Origin of the sequence: Candidatus Endomicrobiellum agilis, assembly GCF_020328115.1 — a bacterium.
GTDB lineage: Bacteria > Elusimicrobiota > Endomicrobiia > Endomicrobiales > Endomicrobiaceae > Endomicrobiellum > Endomicrobiellum agilis.
Genome location: NZ_JAIXMW010000007.1, coordinates 46292 through 62853, shown reverse-complemented (window position 1 = coordinate 62853; position 16562 = coordinate 46292). Strand labels below are relative to the sequence as shown.

At 41.5% G+C, this 16562-nt stretch carries 23 protein-coding genes; all 23 read right to left on the bottom strand.

The features are described from left to right. Window positions 1–1434 precede the first annotated feature (1434 nt). The 23 genes from LE179_RS05410 to ispF all read right to left on the bottom strand — a co-directional run bounded on the left by LE179_RS05410 (window position 1435) and on the right by ispF (window position 16550). A complete protein-coding gene (locus tag LE179_RS05410) occupies window positions 1435–1569 on the bottom strand; it encodes a hypothetical protein (RefSeq protein ID WP_374129358.1) in 135 nt (44 codons plus the stop codon). Window positions 1570–2127: 558 nt separating this feature from the next. Next, the gene (locus tag LE179_RS05405; protein ID WP_374129357.1) at window positions 2128–2427 is read right to left on the bottom strand and encodes a hypothetical protein; all 300 of its coding nucleotides are present in this window, start codon (window positions 2425–2427) and stop codon (window positions 2128–2130) included. A 567-nt stretch (window positions 2428–2994) separates the two neighbouring features. Continuing rightward, complete coding sequence (locus LE179_RS05400) at window positions 2995–3360, bottom strand: hypothetical protein (protein ID WP_374129356.1); 366 nt, start codon at window positions 3358–3360, stop codon at window positions 2995–2997. A 3-nt stretch (window positions 3361–3363) separates the two neighbouring features. Further along, the gene (locus LE179_RS05395; protein ID WP_374129355.1) at window positions 3364–3540 is read right to left on the bottom strand and encodes a hypothetical protein; all 177 of its coding nucleotides are present in this window, start codon (window positions 3538–3540) and stop codon (window positions 3364–3366) included. Window positions 3541–3637: 97 nt separating this feature from the next. Further along, window positions 3638–4066 (bottom strand): hypothetical protein, encoded by a 429-nt coding sequence (locus tag LE179_RS05390; protein ID WP_374129354.1) that lies wholly within the window; start codon window positions 4064–4066, stop codon window positions 3638–3640. A 117-nt stretch (window positions 4067–4183) separates the two neighbouring features. Continuing rightward, window positions 4184–4900, bottom strand: coding sequence for a hypothetical protein (locus LE179_RS05385; RefSeq protein WP_374129353.1), 717 nt, complete (start codon window positions 4898–4900; stop codon window positions 4184–4186). 60 nt (window positions 4901–4960) lie between these two features. Next, window positions 4961–5590 carry a hypothetical protein gene (locus tag LE179_RS05380; RefSeq protein WP_374129352.1) on the bottom strand — a complete coding sequence of 210 codons (630 nt, stop codon included), beginning with the start codon at window positions 5588–5590 and terminating at the stop codon, window positions 4961–4963. After that, window positions 5587–6051, bottom strand: coding sequence for a hypothetical protein (locus LE179_RS05375; RefSeq protein WP_374129351.1), 465 nt, complete (start codon window positions 6049–6051; stop codon window positions 5587–5589). The genes LE179_RS05380 and LE179_RS05375 overlap by 4 nt, the downstream gene beginning before the upstream one ends. Next, window positions 6048–7112 (bottom strand): hypothetical protein, encoded by a 1065-nt coding sequence (locus LE179_RS05370; RefSeq protein ID WP_374129350.1) that lies wholly within the window; start codon window positions 7110–7112, stop codon window positions 6048–6050. Before LE179_RS05370 ends, LE179_RS05375 begins: the two co-directional genes overlap by 4 nt. Next, window positions 7079–7483 carry a hypothetical protein gene (locus LE179_RS05365; RefSeq protein WP_374129349.1) on the bottom strand — a complete coding sequence of 135 codons (405 nt, stop codon included), beginning with the start codon at window positions 7481–7483 and terminating at the stop codon, window positions 7079–7081. The genes LE179_RS05370 and LE179_RS05365 overlap by 34 nt, the downstream gene beginning before the upstream one ends. A 58-nt stretch (window positions 7484–7541) precedes the next feature. Further along, complete coding sequence (locus LE179_RS05360; RefSeq protein ID WP_374129348.1) at window positions 7542–8657, bottom strand: hypothetical protein; 1116 nt, start codon at window positions 8655–8657, stop codon at window positions 7542–7544. A 108-nt stretch (window positions 8658–8765) separates the two neighbouring features. Further along, complete coding sequence (locus LE179_RS05355; protein WP_374129347.1) at window positions 8766–8897, bottom strand: hypothetical protein; 132 nt, start codon at window positions 8895–8897, stop codon at window positions 8766–8768. 180 nt (window positions 8898–9077) lie between these two features. Next, entirely contained in the window at window positions 9078–9224 is a 147-nt protein-coding gene (locus tag LE179_RS05350) for a hypothetical protein (protein ID WP_374129346.1), read from the bottom strand. 345 nt (window positions 9225–9569) lie between these two features. Continuing rightward, window positions 9570–9911, bottom strand: coding sequence for a hypothetical protein (locus LE179_RS05345; RefSeq protein WP_374129345.1), 342 nt, complete (start codon window positions 9909–9911; stop codon window positions 9570–9572). A 731-nt stretch (window positions 9912–10642) separates the two neighbouring features. After that, window positions 10643–10861, bottom strand: coding sequence for a hypothetical protein (locus LE179_RS05340; protein WP_374129344.1), 219 nt, complete (start codon window positions 10859–10861; stop codon window positions 10643–10645). Between the two features lie 496 nt (window positions 10862–11357). Further along, window positions 11358–12203: a hypothetical protein gene (locus LE179_RS05335; RefSeq protein ID WP_374129343.1), complete on the bottom strand. Its 846-nt coding sequence runs from the start codon at window positions 12201–12203 to the stop codon at window positions 11358–11360. 391 nt (window positions 12204–12594) lie between these two features. After that, complete coding sequence (locus LE179_RS05330) at window positions 12595–12894, bottom strand: hypothetical protein (RefSeq protein ID WP_374129342.1); 300 nt, start codon at window positions 12892–12894, stop codon at window positions 12595–12597. Between the two features lie 4 nt (window positions 12895–12898). Further along, the gene (locus LE179_RS05325) at window positions 12899–13486 is read right to left on the bottom strand and encodes a hypothetical protein (protein WP_374129341.1); all 588 of its coding nucleotides are present in this window, start codon (window positions 13484–13486) and stop codon (window positions 12899–12901) included. Between the two features lie 20 nt (window positions 13487–13506). Beyond that, on the bottom strand, window positions 13507–13704 hold the full coding sequence (locus LE179_RS05320) for a hypothetical protein (RefSeq protein WP_374129340.1): 198 nt from the start codon (window positions 13702–13704) through the stop codon (window positions 13507–13509). Window positions 13705–13713: 9 nt separating this feature from the next. After that, window positions 13714–13851 carry a hypothetical protein gene (locus tag LE179_RS05315; RefSeq protein WP_374129339.1) on the bottom strand — a complete coding sequence of 46 codons (138 nt, stop codon included), beginning with the start codon at window positions 13849–13851 and terminating at the stop codon, window positions 13714–13716. Window positions 13852–13947: 96 nt separating this feature from the next. Beyond that, complete coding sequence (locus LE179_RS05310; protein ID WP_374129338.1) at window positions 13948–14337, bottom strand: hypothetical protein; 390 nt, start codon at window positions 14335–14337, stop codon at window positions 13948–13950. Between the two features lie 334 nt (window positions 14338–14671). Beyond that, entirely contained in the window at window positions 14672–16066 is a 1395-nt protein-coding gene (gene cysS / locus LE179_RS05305) for a cysteine--tRNA ligase (RefSeq protein ID WP_374129337.1), read from the bottom strand. Then, complete coding sequence (gene ispF / locus LE179_RS05300) at window positions 16047–16550, bottom strand: 2-C-methyl-D-erythritol 2,4-cyclodiphosphate synthase (RefSeq protein ID WP_374129336.1); 504 nt, start codon at window positions 16548–16550, stop codon at window positions 16047–16049. Before ispF ends, cysS begins: the two co-directional genes overlap by 20 nt. Window positions 16551–16562: the final 12 nt, after the last annotated feature.

The following is a 16562-nucleotide window of genomic DNA, read 5'->3' as shown; positions in this document are numbered from 1 at the left end:
GTTACCACTGCTTTTTCAGTTGGCACGTACTTAATAACTTCTTGTTTACCGCAACCTATCAACATCATACACAACAATAATACTACAAGCACTCTTCTCATATCTATCCTATACCAAATTGCTTTTTTCTAGCCTCACGCTCGGCTGATATCATGATAATCAATTATTCAAAAACCGAAGGTCGCCTTTTTTTCCAAAACCTGAGACCGATTTATGTCGCAACTGTATTTTAGCCAAAAAGTTGCAAAAAAGTCAAATTTTGGTTTGGTCGTACCCAAAAAAGGGAGTAAAAAAAGCGTATGATTTGCGGTGCCTCTAATGCAAATTAGAGGCAGCCCATTTCAAAAATGCACACCTTTTTTTCCCTCTTCCAAACACCCGCCAGCGATACCCTTGTTATACCTATATACGTGGGCATCTTTCTATCCGTTCATTTAATTCCCAAAATCGAATAGACAAACTCGATGGCGATAGCACTTACAATCCATAGCACAGGAGTTAATATAACCATTAATATAGCGGCGAAGATTAACACAATTGCATCCCTAGCCATACTCAGCAACTTGTCCCGATTCATTCTTACCTCTCAAAACGCAGACTGCAGACAGTTATAATCCCGTGATTATGTGCAGATTATGCGCATACCAGACTCTCATTTCCTCTTCCGCTTTCAAAAATCAATTTTCAGGCTCGCTTCTGCCGTTTTAACCTTAACCACGACAAAACGATTATAATGCAAATTTCGGGCATTTCCGTGCGTTTTATGCGTATGCCGTGAAGTTTATCGCCTCGCCACTACGCATACCACACCGAGTTCATGTTTTACCGCCCGTGTGGTATGACCCTCTCTATACGCCGACCTCAAGTAAACAGCTATATGTGTAATGTGGTAGTGTAAACAGTAACGTCTTTGCCTTTAACATGTGTTGTTTGTAGTTATACATGCTGTATAACTACAACAACAGCTTCTGCTGTCAACAAAAAGACTTCTTTCACGGCAACGACAACGACTTTCGCCGTTAACCAAAAAGACTTCTTTTGCGACTGGTTGTGTCGTTTTGCGTAACACAACCAAAGACCTACTTTGTAATAAAAGACACTACTTAACTACACGACGGTCATTTGCCGTCTGTCTTTTTGGCAGTAGGGTGCCTGCTTTAACAGGCACACTGCAACTGCCTATTAAATATATTAAGTATATTAAAGATATTAGAGCATTTTTCTCGAGGGAGTTACCTGCATTTCACTCCTCACTCTGCTATATTTCACCTATGATTTTGTTGCATTTTACTACTCCGTTGAAAACAGTTCTGACTGTTGTTTATTACCTTTTTATTGAGTATTATCTGCCGTTTGGTAATCGCTTTGGCAGTTCTACAGGTCTCCATAGAATCTTAATTTTTACGTAGAGATTCTGGAAGACCTTCCATTCTTTTACATTTTCGTCTGATATTGGTTTCTTCCCTTTCTTGCCATATTCCCGCAACACAAGCCTGTGTTTTGAAGGTTGTTTAACGCTTTTTCAAACGGCTCGATGATTTGCCTATATGTACTTTTTTTTGACTTCATCGCCTCTTCATAACTCGGTAAATCGGCAGCTTCCAGCAGGCTTTTCGTGCTAATGAGAAACTCTTTGGATTTTGCTCTTTTTTATGTTTTGCATATTTTGAATTTTATATATGAGCTGAGCCTCAAGAGTGGATTTTGTAGTGAAAAAGTATTCAGGTAACGGTATGCGGCATTTTAGTAGATGTTTGATTAAAATCTCGCCAAAAATCAACTCAATCTGCTCATTGTTAAATTTTGTACTTTTCGCTCTTAACAAATGTACGCTGTATTCCTTTTCCTTTCTTTTTTCCCTTCATAAACCTCAACCTTGAACTTGAACCGAACGTTTGAAAGCAGGAATATATTTTTACGTATTTGTTTTTTTGTTTCTTTATAGGATTTCAGACCGCGCAGCTTTTGATATTCTTTAACATTGACAACAATCTTCCCATTCCCTTCCGCTCCACCATCTTTATTTTTTTAGCTTGCCTATGATGTAGAAAAAACCTCATATCTTTAAATATTATAGATTTTGTTTTCTTTTTATCCCAAAGTTTGGCGATTAGATCTTTTTTAGTATCATTTCTTTCCCTTTCCAAGCGCTTCCGCTAAAGCCGAGTAATAAAATTGTTCTTGAGAGTTAGTAATGCAAGATACTTGCTGCGATGTAGCGTTTGTTTTTATTCTTTCTTTTCTTCCGTTAAAGGCTTCAAGCTGAGGCGGTAAATACGTTATATATGCCTCAATTTCTTTTTTCTTTTCTACAAGTTTCAAAAGACCTTTGAGAATATTATCCGCACGCTGCCTGAATTCTGATGTTTCAGTTAGCTTTTCTTTCTCTTCTAAAGTAAGCGGGTTGAGCGGGTATTTTTCTAACAAATCTTGATTTATTTTTTGTGAGTTTAATTACATTGTCTTGAGTATCTGATGTTCACTCTTTATTTTGGCAAGTTTTTCAGCAAGTACCTGATTACCCTTCCTTTCTCCAAATATTTGCTTCCCTAGAAGCTTTAGTTACCTCACGTTCTGTAATATGTTTCTCCTCATCTTTGGAATTCATATTTAATCCTTTCCTTTTTTTGATATAATAAGGCAGGCGCTTGTGATATCGTAATCCGAGCGGTAACATTGGTATATTTTTTTATGCATAGCGGAGCGAGACCCCTTTATCTTGCTCTGCTCGTCTTTTGTACCTCTACAACAAAACATCTCTGTACAGTGCAACATCTGCGTACGCTCATATCTTTTCTACGCACTGACTTATGTTATTACACTTTTTTATCAGCGGAGCCAATTCATCGGGCGACTTGTTGTTCGTTTCGTGCAGCAATTTAATCAGCGTTTCCATGCGCGCATCAATTTTGTCTGTCTGTATCGATACATTTTTCAGGATTAAAATCATTAATTAACATATTCTTTTTTCAACAGTGTTTTTATGCTTTTTTATCAGTATGCAGAAAAAAAATATTGAAAAATAATACGAAAAATTCGGACATAGATAGACATTTGTTCGCCTTTTCTGTTATAGCCTTCTTTATTATATCCATCTTTGCGATATCCATACCTATCATATCCATATTTATCAAAGCCTTCTCTATCATAGCCGTCTTTATCAAAACGACTAAACCATTTATTGACAAAGGGCGTTATCGTTGGCTCTGGTGTCGGCGTTGGCTTTGGACTAGTTTGCTTATCCTTTTCAGTAACAGTTTCAGTAACAGTATTCACAGTTCTAGATTTAGCATTATTAAGAAGCTTATCGCAACCAGAGATTAAGATTACAGCCAAGAACAACAATATTACTTTCTTCATTTTTTAATTGACCTCAATCCTGTAAACTGAACTTATTATGTCTTCGCACATATCAATCAGGTCTCTGGGAGGCTCGTCAAACCTATCGCATAACCGCCTTATTAACGACTGTGCGGAAATGTAGATGTTGCGTGTTTCCTTTAAAATGTCTTCAGTAACGCTCTCAACGTTTTCAGGCATTCTAAGCTCCTATTGGTTATAAGGGGACTTCGGTACTTCAATTCTGAATATCTTTCTTAACAAAGTTTTCAGAAAGCTCAGCTTTGACGAATTGGATTTATAAATAGTAAGTAGGTAATACAAAATTAGAACTTCCTTCTTTTACACTAACAGAGATTTCTTCAACTTCAATAAATTCATCTGTATACCAGTCAAAAAAATGACCATTAATAAAATAACATTCTTTACAACCTTTAGGCGTATCTTTAACAGTATCATATTTACCTAAAGAAATAGGCTTAATATCTGCAAATCTATAAAGCGGCTTATAAACGCCATAATATAAGCTAATAACGGACAGAATAACAGCAACAGCATAACCGACATATTTCCCAACTGAGCTACCTGTATCAGCAGTATCAGACGACGGAGCAGACTTACTCGGCTCAGGTGTTGGAGCGGGAACGTTTGAAGTATCTGCGGACAACTTTAATAACGTATATATCGGCACATCGGCAACTAACGTTAACGTCGTAAGAGGCGGCAATGGAATAGTGTCGGTAGGCGGTAAGATTATAATATAGGCGGCAACTCCCTGTCAGCCGAAAGAATAAGCCCGTTGGATTAATTATCCAACGGGCTATTCTTTGCATAAAGCAACGGGTTAAATAAAAGCTGCATTCCCCTCCATCTCAGGGTTATGCCAATTAGCCTTGATGTGTTGAAGCTCTGCGGACAGCAGGTCTTTTTCTTTTGTGAGTTTATCATTTAGGAGTTTAATCTGGTCGGCATAGTCGCAGAAGGCTTGGGCTTTACCCAGCATTTGCTTGTATTCGTTAGCCTCTTCTTCCTTACACCTGAGAAGATATACCATATTGGATATTTCCTTCTGAGCGGATTGAAGCTGCTCTAGAACTTCGTATTTAGCATTGTCGTCGCCTTTCATGAGCTGGGTCAGCTGGACTTTGAGGGTCTTGTATTGGTTCATAGATATCTTAAGTTCGTTCTGCAGGTCTTGTATCTGCATGCCCATCTTGTATTTTTCCCCGCCTTCAAATCCGTACTTGTTCCGCATAGCGTTGGCTTCTATAAATAAGGCTCTGTACTTTGCGTGTTTGCACCATTGGTGGTATCCGAAATAAGACAGCAGTGCAATAGCGGTAATAGACAGGGCTATATAGGCATAAGTATGCCAAGAGGTCTTTTCATTCGTGTTTGGTGCCTTAGCGTTTGTTTTAAGCGATTGTATTTCGGCAAGGACTTCCGCATTATCCACAACAATTACGGGTGCCTCTGGGGAAGCGGTCGCTGCTGGCTCCCTTCTCATTTGCTGGCACCCTGACATACATAGAGCCAATATAATAATTAACAGTTTTTTCATGTCTTACCTCTCTAACGCATTCTGCCGTATCATTGTCAGCAGAATACATGTCTTACCTCTCTAGCTGTCCAAAGTTTCATAAAGGTCAAGTATTTCTTGTAAATGGGCAGGGTCGTTGAGAATGTCCTCGTATTCCGAAATAGTCTCATAGGCGTCTTGTAGTTTTTTGTTTTGTTCTGCGGGAATCGGAGCATTTTTGTTAAACACGGGCAGAGGGTCATGGTATCCTTCCAAGCGTTGTTTATAGTAAACACAGAGATGGTTAAGCTTGGTGTTTTCGTCCTTGAGGATGCATATTGTTTCCTGTGCGTTAAGCTTGCGTGCTTCGCAGTTCTTGCAGATTGGAGTTTCTGCGGGTACGTTCTTCCTCTGATACACTTTGGCATTAGGTTTAATAACCTTGTTTATCTCTTTAACAGTGACATCGTAGGAGTTAATCTTCTGTTTTTGCTTATAGCACACATAACCGAGTACAGAGACAGCCAGCACAAGCAGCGTAATACATGCCGAGTGGTAAGTACCCCAAGACCTGTTTTCGTTCGTGTTTGGTGCCTTATCGTTCGTTATAGGCGTATCTGCAGCAATAACGGGTGCCTGTTTGGAATTGGAAGCGGTCGCTTGGAAGCTCCCTTTATCTTTATGGCACCCTGCGAGTATCAAGCACAGGGACAAGGTTATAATATTTTTCATTTGATTGCTCCAATAAACCGAAGGAATGACTGCCGCCAATAACGCCAAGTTTCTTTAGGCATGTACTGCTCAAGCCACTCGTAAAACATCTCTGTATCCAGCCGGTCTCTGTCAGCCTTAAGGAACAAGTTACCTACCTTTGTCAACCTTTCCTGTAACTCAGCTACCATTCTTAAAGCAAGGTCTTCGCCTGAACCTGCACTGAGATAAAGGTAACCCATAACAAGCGTAAGAGCAGCGAGTGCAGCCGTGTAGTAATAATTGTGTCTTTTGAAGGTATCAAACCTTTCCTGCAGTTTGTCGTAGTCCTCTTTGGACACTGTATCGGGATTGGCAACAGCGGCTTCTTGGACGTATATTACGGGTGCTTCTTTAGAGTTGGTCGCTCTGTTAGGCTCCCTCTGTATTGGCTGGCACCCTGCCGTCATGAGACCTATGAGTAAAGCCGATATGTATCTCATATTTCCTCCCAGCCGTAGAACGCACAAGCGGTGTCGTAGTTTCTGAGTCTGTTCGTCCTGCCGTAGAGAGCGTACGCTTCGTCTTCGTGTCCTTTCATAAAGTCTTTATCGGAGCTTCTGCCGAACTTAAACCCTGCATGCCAGCCTTCAACCCAGCCTCGTATGTAAATCCTTGAGTCTCTGGCATAGTCCGACACCTTAACATCACGATTTGTTTCCGTCTTAGCTTCTGCCCTAGTGTTTGGCGGCATATCTGTCTGTCCCCAAGTATCGCACTTGAAGGGTTTCTTCCTAGCTGCTCCCTGCTCCTGCACTGTATGTAACAGCTTGAGCGGGTTGGTGCCTATCTGCATTTCTATACCTTTTTCAATCCCTTGAGCTGTGCCTAGCTCTATGCCTGCATTGTAAGCCTCGTTTACTTCAGCCTGAGACTTCATCTTGTGTTCTTGATAGCCTCTCTGGTGTCCAATGCTCAGTCCGTTGTTAAGTGCCTTCGCCTGTCTCTCTTGCGATATGCTTGCTTCCATCTTGCTGTTGAGGCTGTGGAGTATAGGCGAACCTCCGTGCTTATCTATGTAGACTTTTAGCTGCAGATTTTCTGTCCTCATCTCTTCCATCTGCTCTCGCTGTTCAAGTACTGTCTGGTCTAAATGTCTTATCTCTGCCGCCATATGTGCGTCTGCGTCCTCTCTTAAGGCTTGGTTATCTCTTTCCGCAGCTGCGGCTAACGTAACGTCCTGAACCACCCATGCAGCGGAATTTCTCTGCCTGTTCATGCACCGCATTACACCTGTGTTGCCTTGTCCGTCCTGAGGCAAATGCAAGCCTATCCTTAAAGTCCCAAAGTCGGTGCCTACGTCGTTAGGCGTTCTGGTGTCGTCATGCGTGGACGTGTGAAACTGCCGCCTCAGCCATATCTCGTTCATAGCCTGTCCTGCTTCGTATCTTGTCAGAGGCACAGCGTCTTCTGGAAGCAGCATGTTATCCATTCCTCTTTTTATGCTCTCTGGCGGCAACCCTGCAAGCCTCATGGCATATAGGCGACTTTGTCGCACAGCCATATACCGCCCAAGTTTATCTTATGTGCTACGTTCTGGCAGTATTCGTTTCCGTTTTGCATTCCTACAAATATGCCCACGCAGTAAACCAGCAAGGCGGTTGCGGCTACGCCTATTGTGGTAAGTATAACCTTCTTCACTGTATGGCTCTCAGGCTTAGGCTCAGCACCTAACACAGGTCTGGGCGTATCGTTTAAGGCTTTAAGCAGGTTTTCGTTACGCTCTTCTAAGGCTTTAATATCCTGCTCGTATATTTCTTTCTGCTTATCCATTATTTCGTTCATTTCTATGGCTTCCAAATAAGGCTTACCGGCTTTTCCGCAGGCGGCAAACAACAAAACTGCTGTTAATAAAAGGCTTATTAGTTTTCTCATGCGTTCACCTTCCTCGTTATGTCTCTGATTGCAGACTTTTGCTGGAGGGTAAGAGAATTTATGCGCCTTCGGATTGGGTAGAAGCGTCTGTCAGTGATTGCGAACAAGAAGCCCGCCCTGCTTCATATGCGTTTGCCGCAAGTTGTCTACCTGCCTCTCGCAAGTCTGCAGGTATTCCTTCTAGCCTGCCCTTCCCCAGCCCCAACTGAAATCCGTATGTCTGTCCGGCGTCGCGTGCTTTTTGTATCCTTTCTCTGTTTGCGGCCTCATACATTTGCAGGGACGGATTTAAAAGACGAGAGTCTCCGTTGTGTTGCTCGATGTACCTTTGATGCTGGAGTGTACTTTGCTTAGCTTCATATACCTGTTGGTTAAGCACATTGTTTTCTCTTAACAGCTCTGCGTTTTGCTGTTGCAAGAAAGGGTCAGCGCCAGCTCTCAACGCTTCATTTTCTCTTCTTAACGCCGACGCAAGAGACATGTCGGCTTGTACCATATTAGCAGTACGACCTATTTCTTCAGCGTTGTCTTGGTTGTTCAAACGAACTATCCCTACGTGGTTCGCTTGAATTATGAATGTGTTTGCAGCTCGTTGAGCCACCTCGTCTTCTGCCTGCACATCAATACGTCCTCCGTTCCTGTTGAGATTGGTAAACGAAGTGTTTCTTTCTTCTTGCACCGCGTTTTGCACTGAGTTAACCAATTCTTCCTCTGTTATTTGTCTGGTGCCAGAAAATCTGTGTCCTAAGGTTATAAGTCCCCTGCCCATTGCATTCTGTATACCTACTCTGTTTTTCCAAGCATAAACGCATACTGACACTATCACCACAATATAAAACAGATTATTTACGATATTGGCGAGTCTTTTGCCCGTCCACTTGGATTTGGGCTTAGGTTCAACAGTCTGCAGAATTGGCTCTTCTGCTATTGTTTGTTCTTGCTTCGTTTCTGTCTCTTGCAATTCCTTCTCAACGGCTGTCTGCTCGGCAACTTTTGGGGCAACTGTCGGTTTTATCGTTGGTGAATGGGAAGGTGTTGGTATTGGTGTTGACTCGAGATTAACCTCTTTACCAATAGCATTAACAACAGTATCAGATTTGATACCACTCTGACGCTGTTTATCACAGCCCGAGATTAAGCTTACTATTAAGAACACTGCTATTAATCTCTTCACTCCTATCCTATCCTATCCTATCCTATCCTATCCTATCCTATCCTATCCTATCCTATCCTATGCGGACTACTCCGCTGAAATATTTTTTAAGTCTCTTTTTTTATAGTGTCATTCGTAGGTATAAATAACTGTTTTTAAAGTATCGATACCGAGCGCTTGCTTCTTGGTTTCTTTCTTAACCAATTTTTTACATCCTGCTGTCAGAACGAGACACAACAATACCGCAATTACTTTTTTCATTCTTATCCTATGCGGACTACTCCGCTGAAATATTTTTTAAGTCTCTTTTTTTACAGTGTTATTCGTAGGTATAATAAGTATGGATACCGAACGCGTACCCCCTGGTTTCTTTCTTAACCAATTTTTTACACCCTGCTGTCAGAACGAGGCACAACAATACCGCAATTACTTTTTTCATTCCTATCCTATACCAAATTGCCTTTTTCTAGTCTCACGCTCGGCTGCAACCAAAAAAATAAACGCAATGAAATCACCCGCTGCGTCTATTAAAAAGGATAATCTTGATGTAGCAAGGTTAACCATGATAGTCATTTCCATATATTCCATACCCGTTTTTCCTCATATACTCATCGAGCTCCCTAAGTTCTTTTTCACGTTTTGCTTCCAGACGGTCTGCTTCCTTATTACTATTTTTCTCACAATATAAGGCCTTCTGGTCATCGCAACAAATAAAGTGATGACACTTATCAACAATCGTATCTATGAACTCACGACCATCAACAAGACGAGCAAATGCAATTTGAGTAAAGAATACCAGACAGAGTAAAATTACAATATTTCTTTTTATTCTAATAGTCTCTTTTTTATTTCATCTTGACATCCCTCAGTCCTTAGAAGAACCAATACGATACACTGGATGATTTACCTGATGCCCAGCATGATTTATTTGGACTACCATCTTGGGCGCTTGAACTCTATCTCCCAAAGCTTTGCCTCACTATCAGACCGATAAATACCGTAACCCAAAGCAATAACACTAGCAATTGCAATTGCACACCCAACAATCCATTCCACGTCCCGCCAGAAGTAATTAGTATTATAAGCTTTCACTTCATTCTTTGGGTTACTTGCTTTGATATACGAAGTTATAGCAGGCGCTTCTTGTAACGGCTCTGTTTGTACTGATTCGGTAACATTTGTGACAGCGTCCAACGCGGATAGTTGACGAGGCAGAGAAACACAACCCGATATAAGCAACAGCGTTAATACAGCTGCTGATATTGCTTTTTTCACACCTATCCTATAATACCAGATTCCCTTTTTCTAGTCTCACGCTCGGCTGAGACCATGATAATCAATTATTAAAAAACCGAAGGTCGCCTTTTTTTCCAAAACCTGAGACCGATTTATGTCGCAACTGTATTTTAGCCAAAAAGTTGCAAAAAAGTCAAATTCTTGGTTTGTGCGTACAAAAAAAGGAGTAAAAAAAAGCGCGTGATTTGCGGTGTTTCTAAAGCAAATTAGAGGCAATCAATTCAAAAACACACGCCTTTTTTTGCTTCTTCCCAACACACGACAGCGATGTCCTTGTTATACCTACGTATATAGAGGTATCGCTGTCAAAATGGCAAGACGAAGTATCCGTTTTCGAAACAGTTGGTAACTATAGCGAGAAAGAAGATAAAGGCAAAGCTAAATACGACCAACGCGATGTCGAATAGTGGGCGTGGGCATGCTAGTTTGAGTATGGTAAATACTGCGTCTGAGGTGCTTGTGAATATTTCAGGTCGGTGGCGGTATATCGGCACGTCGTCGTCTAAGCAAGAATACAGTAAGGTGACACGGCATATTATCAAGATAAAAATCACGAGCGCCATGCCCAGAATGGCACGACACCATTTCCCGATTTTCTCTATGATTTTCTCTATCAGAACGTACACCAGCCCCGCAAGTTTGCGAATATTGCATCCCCCGCGGTCAATAATCGCCAAACCAAAGCCAACCTCTCGTTTCCTCTTATGCATTTAAATTACCATGTATTTGGCGGCTGTTATATCAGACTCTATCTTTGCAAACTGCGCATCGGATAAATATCCCGTTACGTTGTTTGTGATGGTAGTATTTGTTTCGGTTTTGGTGATGTTTGCAGGTACGTTTTCGCTCTTCGTTAAAGTCGGTTGCGTGTATCTTTCACACCCTGCAACAACTGCCAATGATAATAAAAATATAGATACTTTTTTCACTCCTATCCTATCAGGACAGTCGAGAGCAATAATGGATTTCCTTTTTTTTAGTTTCTCACTACTATATGACTAAAATAATCAATTACTATTTTTCCGAAGGTCGCCTTTTTTCCCAAAAACTGAAATCAGGTTGCTCTGTTTCGCACGCTCGCTACCAAAAAAATAAACGCAACGGAGTTACCCGCTGCGTCTATTCTGAAATAATAATAGGTTATCAGCGTAATCTTGCCATATTGTGAGAACAAGAGTACTATAATTATTATACAAGCTTTTACTAAAATTTTGTAATTATTTAGAGGAAAACTGTTTGATTGTCACAAATGAGAAAGGTGTGATTGGCTCGGCTTGCCTTAGACTCATAATGTATCCTTTATGTATCTTTTGCAGATACCAAAGTCTAGTCTAGTTTAAGTTGCCTCTGACACCTCTGCCTCTGCTTTGGTTCTCATTAGGCTGGGGGACTTAGTTTTCGGGCAAGACCCGAAACGGCACGGGGTTAGGCACCACAAAATCGGGGTTTGCCTGATGAGGAGGCAGGTTCGAATTGCCCCTGAGGTGGATTGAATTGAGGCGGAGGATTGAGTGGTGACGCTCCTATTTCGCCCTGTGGCACTCCCGCGGGCATGTTCGGATTCCATAAGTCCGGCGGTGGCGCTGGGTTAAGGTTAATCGGCGGAGCTGGTTGTGCAAATGGGTTCTGGCGTGGAGCTTGTGCTGGCTGAGCAGGCGCAAATAGGTTAGGCTGAGGGTTAGCAAATGGGTTATCCTGTGGCGGCGGTGCTGGCTGCTGTGCTATAAAAGGGTTAGGGTTTGGATGCCCTGCGTTAGTGTTAGGCTGAGGGTTAGAAAATGGGTTATCCTGTGGCGCTGGGTTTGGCTGTTGTAGTGGTGGCGGCGGTGCGGGCTGTACAGGTGGTGCAAATGGTGGCTGGTTGGGCTGGGCAGGTGGTATCTGATTTACAGGTGCTGGCTGATGATTTATTGTAGAGTCTCTACACAACGCATAACTGAAAACAATAACAGCAAGAATAACAGCATAAACGACAGCATTCAAAGCCCAATATGCAACTGGATTATCTACTAGGTTAATCGTAGGAACATATCCATACCAAGAAAACAAAGAAGAAGACACAGCACTATCGGGCAAGACTGGTGCCGTTTCTTTCGTCGAAGATGTTGGAATGGGAGTATTTGAAGGTTCAGGAGCGGGAACTTTTGGAGACTTAGGTGCAAGAGAGGTGGCATTTAAGGACTGTGGTGCTACAGGACTTACGATATCAGTTAGTTTATCACAACCTGAGATTAAACTCGCTATTAAGAACACAGCTATTAATCTTTTCATTCCTATCCTATCCTATCCTATCCTATCCTATCCGGACGGCAGGAGTAATAACGAATTGCCTTTTTTTGGCCGCTCGCTCCACTACAGCCAAAATAATCAATTATTATTTTTCTAAAGGCCGCCTTTTTCCAAAAGCTGAAATCGTTTTGCTCTGTTTCGCACGTTCGCAACAAAAAATAATAAATAATAAAAGGTCATTAGAGTAATCTTGTCATATTGTGAGAACAAGAATGTCTGTTATCATTATACAAGCATTTACTAAAATTTTACAACTATTTAGAGGAAAACTGTCTGAATGTCACAAATGGGAAACTTGGTATTTGTGAAAAGTCAGGAAAATTCGTCGCCGATAAACGTCTTTAGGTGCGATATTTCTTTCGTCATCTTCTTATCATATAAAACAAGCCGCTCCTGCCACTGTGCCAGTCGCTGCCGACAGTATAAAGAAAAGCTTCTCTATTCCGCCGTTGCTGCCCATGTCCCATGTGAAAATCTCGCCCTTACAAGCAAAAGCAAGCACACCTGCTACCGCCAGCCATGCTAAAGATATCACAGCTGTAGCCCACTTTCCTGCAGTCCATTTGTTCAAGCGAGCCTGCAGAATCTGAGCGTTAATCAGCTCGGTGTAGGCTTTAAGATTTTTTCTTTTGGCTTTCAGCATTGCAAGGGATTCGTCTGCTTTCTCTAGCACCTTGTCATGTGTTTCGTCTGCAGGCTGTACTCCTTCTTCTTTCTGCTCGGCGTCTGTCAGCGGCTTGGATACAACATTCTTCCCGCAACCGACAAGAAGCGTCAATGCAAGAACAAATGATATTGCCCTTTTCATTCTTTCCCCCCTTATTACTGCTGCTGTTCCTGTGAACGTTCTGTTCTTTATTCAATTTTTTCTTTTGCTTATCCGAGTCGCTGTTAGACTTATCTGAACCTAAATCAGCTTTTTTCGCAAAGAGCTTTCTATCCTTTTCAAACGAGAGCTTTACCATTTCCCATGTCCATTTCATTCCCTTTTTAGTCTTTTCCCACGCTTTGCCGTGCAGGTCGTACTTGTAAAGTATAACAGCAGTTGCTATCGTAGTCGCAGTTATTGTGATAGCTTTCCAATGAGCGACACTCCAGCTCATTCCTCTGTCAATGTAAGAAGCAACGCCATTAGAGACACCCACAGTACTATCCCCGTCAGTAGTATTCCCGCTGACGTCTCTTTCGTGGTTTGGGCTAGGACTAACCTCATGGGCTTCGGTTGGTACATCTGCGGACTTCGTCTGCTGTCCACAGCCTAACATCGTTATGCATAATAAAACAGTTATTGTTTTTCGTATTTACTTACTCCGTAACATGCCGGCTTTTCTTTTAAAAAGGCTAAAGCCGTCTCAGCTCTTACAACAATTACTTTCAGCGCTTCGTATAGTTTCATATCGTCGCTGTACTTAACAGAAACTAAATCCAGTACCTCTTTTATCTTCTTTACTTCTTCTGCGGTTAAGGCTTTTACATCTTCCATTGTTCCTCCTTACGCATTCGGTCTTACTGAAGCTGACGGCGACGGAGCTGGCTGGTTATTAGCATTTTTATTATCAGTTTTGTCAGGTTCAGATTGAGATTTGTTAAGCAGTCTATCACAGCTTAAGATTAAGATTACAGCTAACAATAACGATATACTTTTTTCATTCCTATCCTAATCGGGACGGCAGGAGATTTTTACATCTGGCAGTAATGGTATTACTGTGGAAGTAAGTCTTGTTTTTTATGAAATCCAATAGAAACCGCTGAAAGAACCTAAACACAATACCAAAACGAGTGCTTTAACGTACAAATTTGTTGGATTAAGATCTAGCGCACAAATCTCATTTTTTCCCAATTTAGTGGTATATGCAGCCACCGCAAAAGCGGCGAGGCTGATTACTGCCGTTACAATTCTGGCAGTGATACTTCTGTTGTCTTCTGCTGTCACAATGCCCGTCGTTAGGTTTGATGTCGGCGTCGGCGTTGGATTTGGCGTCGGTATCGGCGTTAGATTTTCCTGTTTAGCATTTTGAGTATCGGGCTTGGCAACTTCAGATTTAGATCTATTAAGCTGTTTATCACAGCCTGAGATTAAGATTACAGATAATAACAACGATATTACTTTTCTCATTTTGTTCCTATCCTATTTAGACGGCAGGAGTAATAACGGATTTCCTTTTTTGGGTTCTCGCTCCGATGCGATCAAAATAATCATTTATCATTTTTATCATTTTTTCGGAGGTCGGTTTTTTTTCCAAAACCTGAAATCGTTTTGTGTTGCAACTATACTTTAGCTAAAAAGCCGCAACCAAGTCAAACTTTTGGTTTGCGTGCAAAAAAAGCAGTAAAAAAGTTTACGGGATTTGCGGCGCCTCTAAGATATTTAGAGGCTCCGCTCCTTGTTCCATCGGCGACGCAGAATGTTTCATCTATTTCGCCGATTTGCAGACATCAATAAAAACAAGTTAAACCTTCTTCATCAACACTGAACTGCCGTCTTCATTGTCCGATATCCTATAGCCTTTTTCATTTATAAGCTTTCTAAGCCTGTCAGATTCAGTCCAGTTTTTATTCTTTCTCGCTTCATTTCTCTCTTTTAAAAGTCCATGTACAACTCTATCCGCATTATGCTCTTCAGGCAACGCAATACCCAAAGATGTTCCGGTAAAATCTTCAAAAAGTTTTCTCAATTGAGAAAGTCTTTCTCCGCCCGCGGTAAAAAGCTCTTTTAGCATAAGACTTTTCAATTCGTGAAGATAAGATAAGGCTTTTTCAGAGTTGAAATCATTGTCAAGCGCGCCTAAAAAATCTTTCTGCAAACCTGATAAATCTTTATCAGTTATTTCCGTCGCGGCTTCCTTAGCAGACGAAATAAGCTTCAGATAGGCGTCGTCCATTCCCTGTAAAGCGTTTTTTGCAGCCTCAATGCCATCGTCGGAAAAATCCAACGGACTCGAATAGCGCTGCGTTAAAAGATAATAACGCACGGCACGAGGATTGTATTTTTCAAAAACCGACTTTAACGTAAAAAAATTATTCAAGGATTTTGACATTTTCTCTTTGTTTACAGTGACAAATCCGTTATGTATCCAGTATATAACAAACCGTTTGCCGGTTTTTGATTCGCTCTGAGCAATTTCGTTTTCATGATGCGGAAATATCAAGTCCTGTCCGCCGCCGTGTATGTCTATTGTGTCGCCAAGCAACTCAGACGACATTACAGAACACTCGATATGCCAGCCCGGGCGACCTTCGCCCCACGGACTTTCCCACGCGACTTCGCGCGGCTCGTTTTCTTTTGTTCTTTTCCACAGCGTAAAATCAAACGCCGATGTTTTTTCGGCGCATATGCCTACTCTCGCTCCTGCTTTTAAATTTTTGAGTTTTCTTTTCGACAATTTCCCATAATCTTTAAACTTTTCAACAGAAAAGTAAACATCGCCGCCTGTTTCATAGGCAAAACCTCTATCAACAAGCTCTTTGATAAAATTGATTATTTCCGGCATCATCCGCGTGACGCGCGGGTATTCTTCAGCTCTTAAAATATTTAATTTGTCAGTTTGGACAAAATAATCGTCTATATAAATCTGCGCAAGCTGCGAAGGTTTCATATTTTTTTCCCGCGATCTTTTAATAATTTTGTCATCCACATCCGTAAAATTCTGCACGTGTTTTACTCTATAGCCCCTCCTCAAGAGATGTCTTTTCACAATATCAAACACCACATAAACTCTCGCGTGGCCCAAATGCACTTCATCATAGGGAGTTATGCCGCACACATACATAGAAACAAATTTTTCGTTCTGCGGATGAAATTCTTCTTTTTTATTTGAAAGGGTGTTATGGATTTTTATCGTCATATTTTCTCTCCCGTCGGATAGAAGCAACCGCCATCGCGGCTATGCCTTTGCCTCGTCCGAGAAAACCCATTTTTTCATTTGTAGTCGCCTTTATTCCGATTCTCTCTTTTTTCAATCCAATCGCTTTTGAAATATTTTCTTTCATGCCGTCAATAAAGAGACATATTTTCGGCGATTCGGCTATTACGGCAATATCAACATTATTAACAAAAAAGTTTTGACTCCTTAATTCTTTATAAACAAATTCTAAAAGAGAAATGCTTGAAATGTTTTTATATTTCGGATCTGTATTTGGAAAAAAATATCCTATATCGTTCAATCCCGCAGCGCCGAGCAACGCATCCATCAGAGCATGCGCGAGGACATCGGCATCGCTGTGTCCGTCAAGCCCTTTAGGACCTGCCATTTCGACACCGCCCAAAATAAGCTTCCTGCCTTTTTTAAATCTATGCACGTCATATCCGAACCCAACATACATTTCCATCGCCTTCCACCG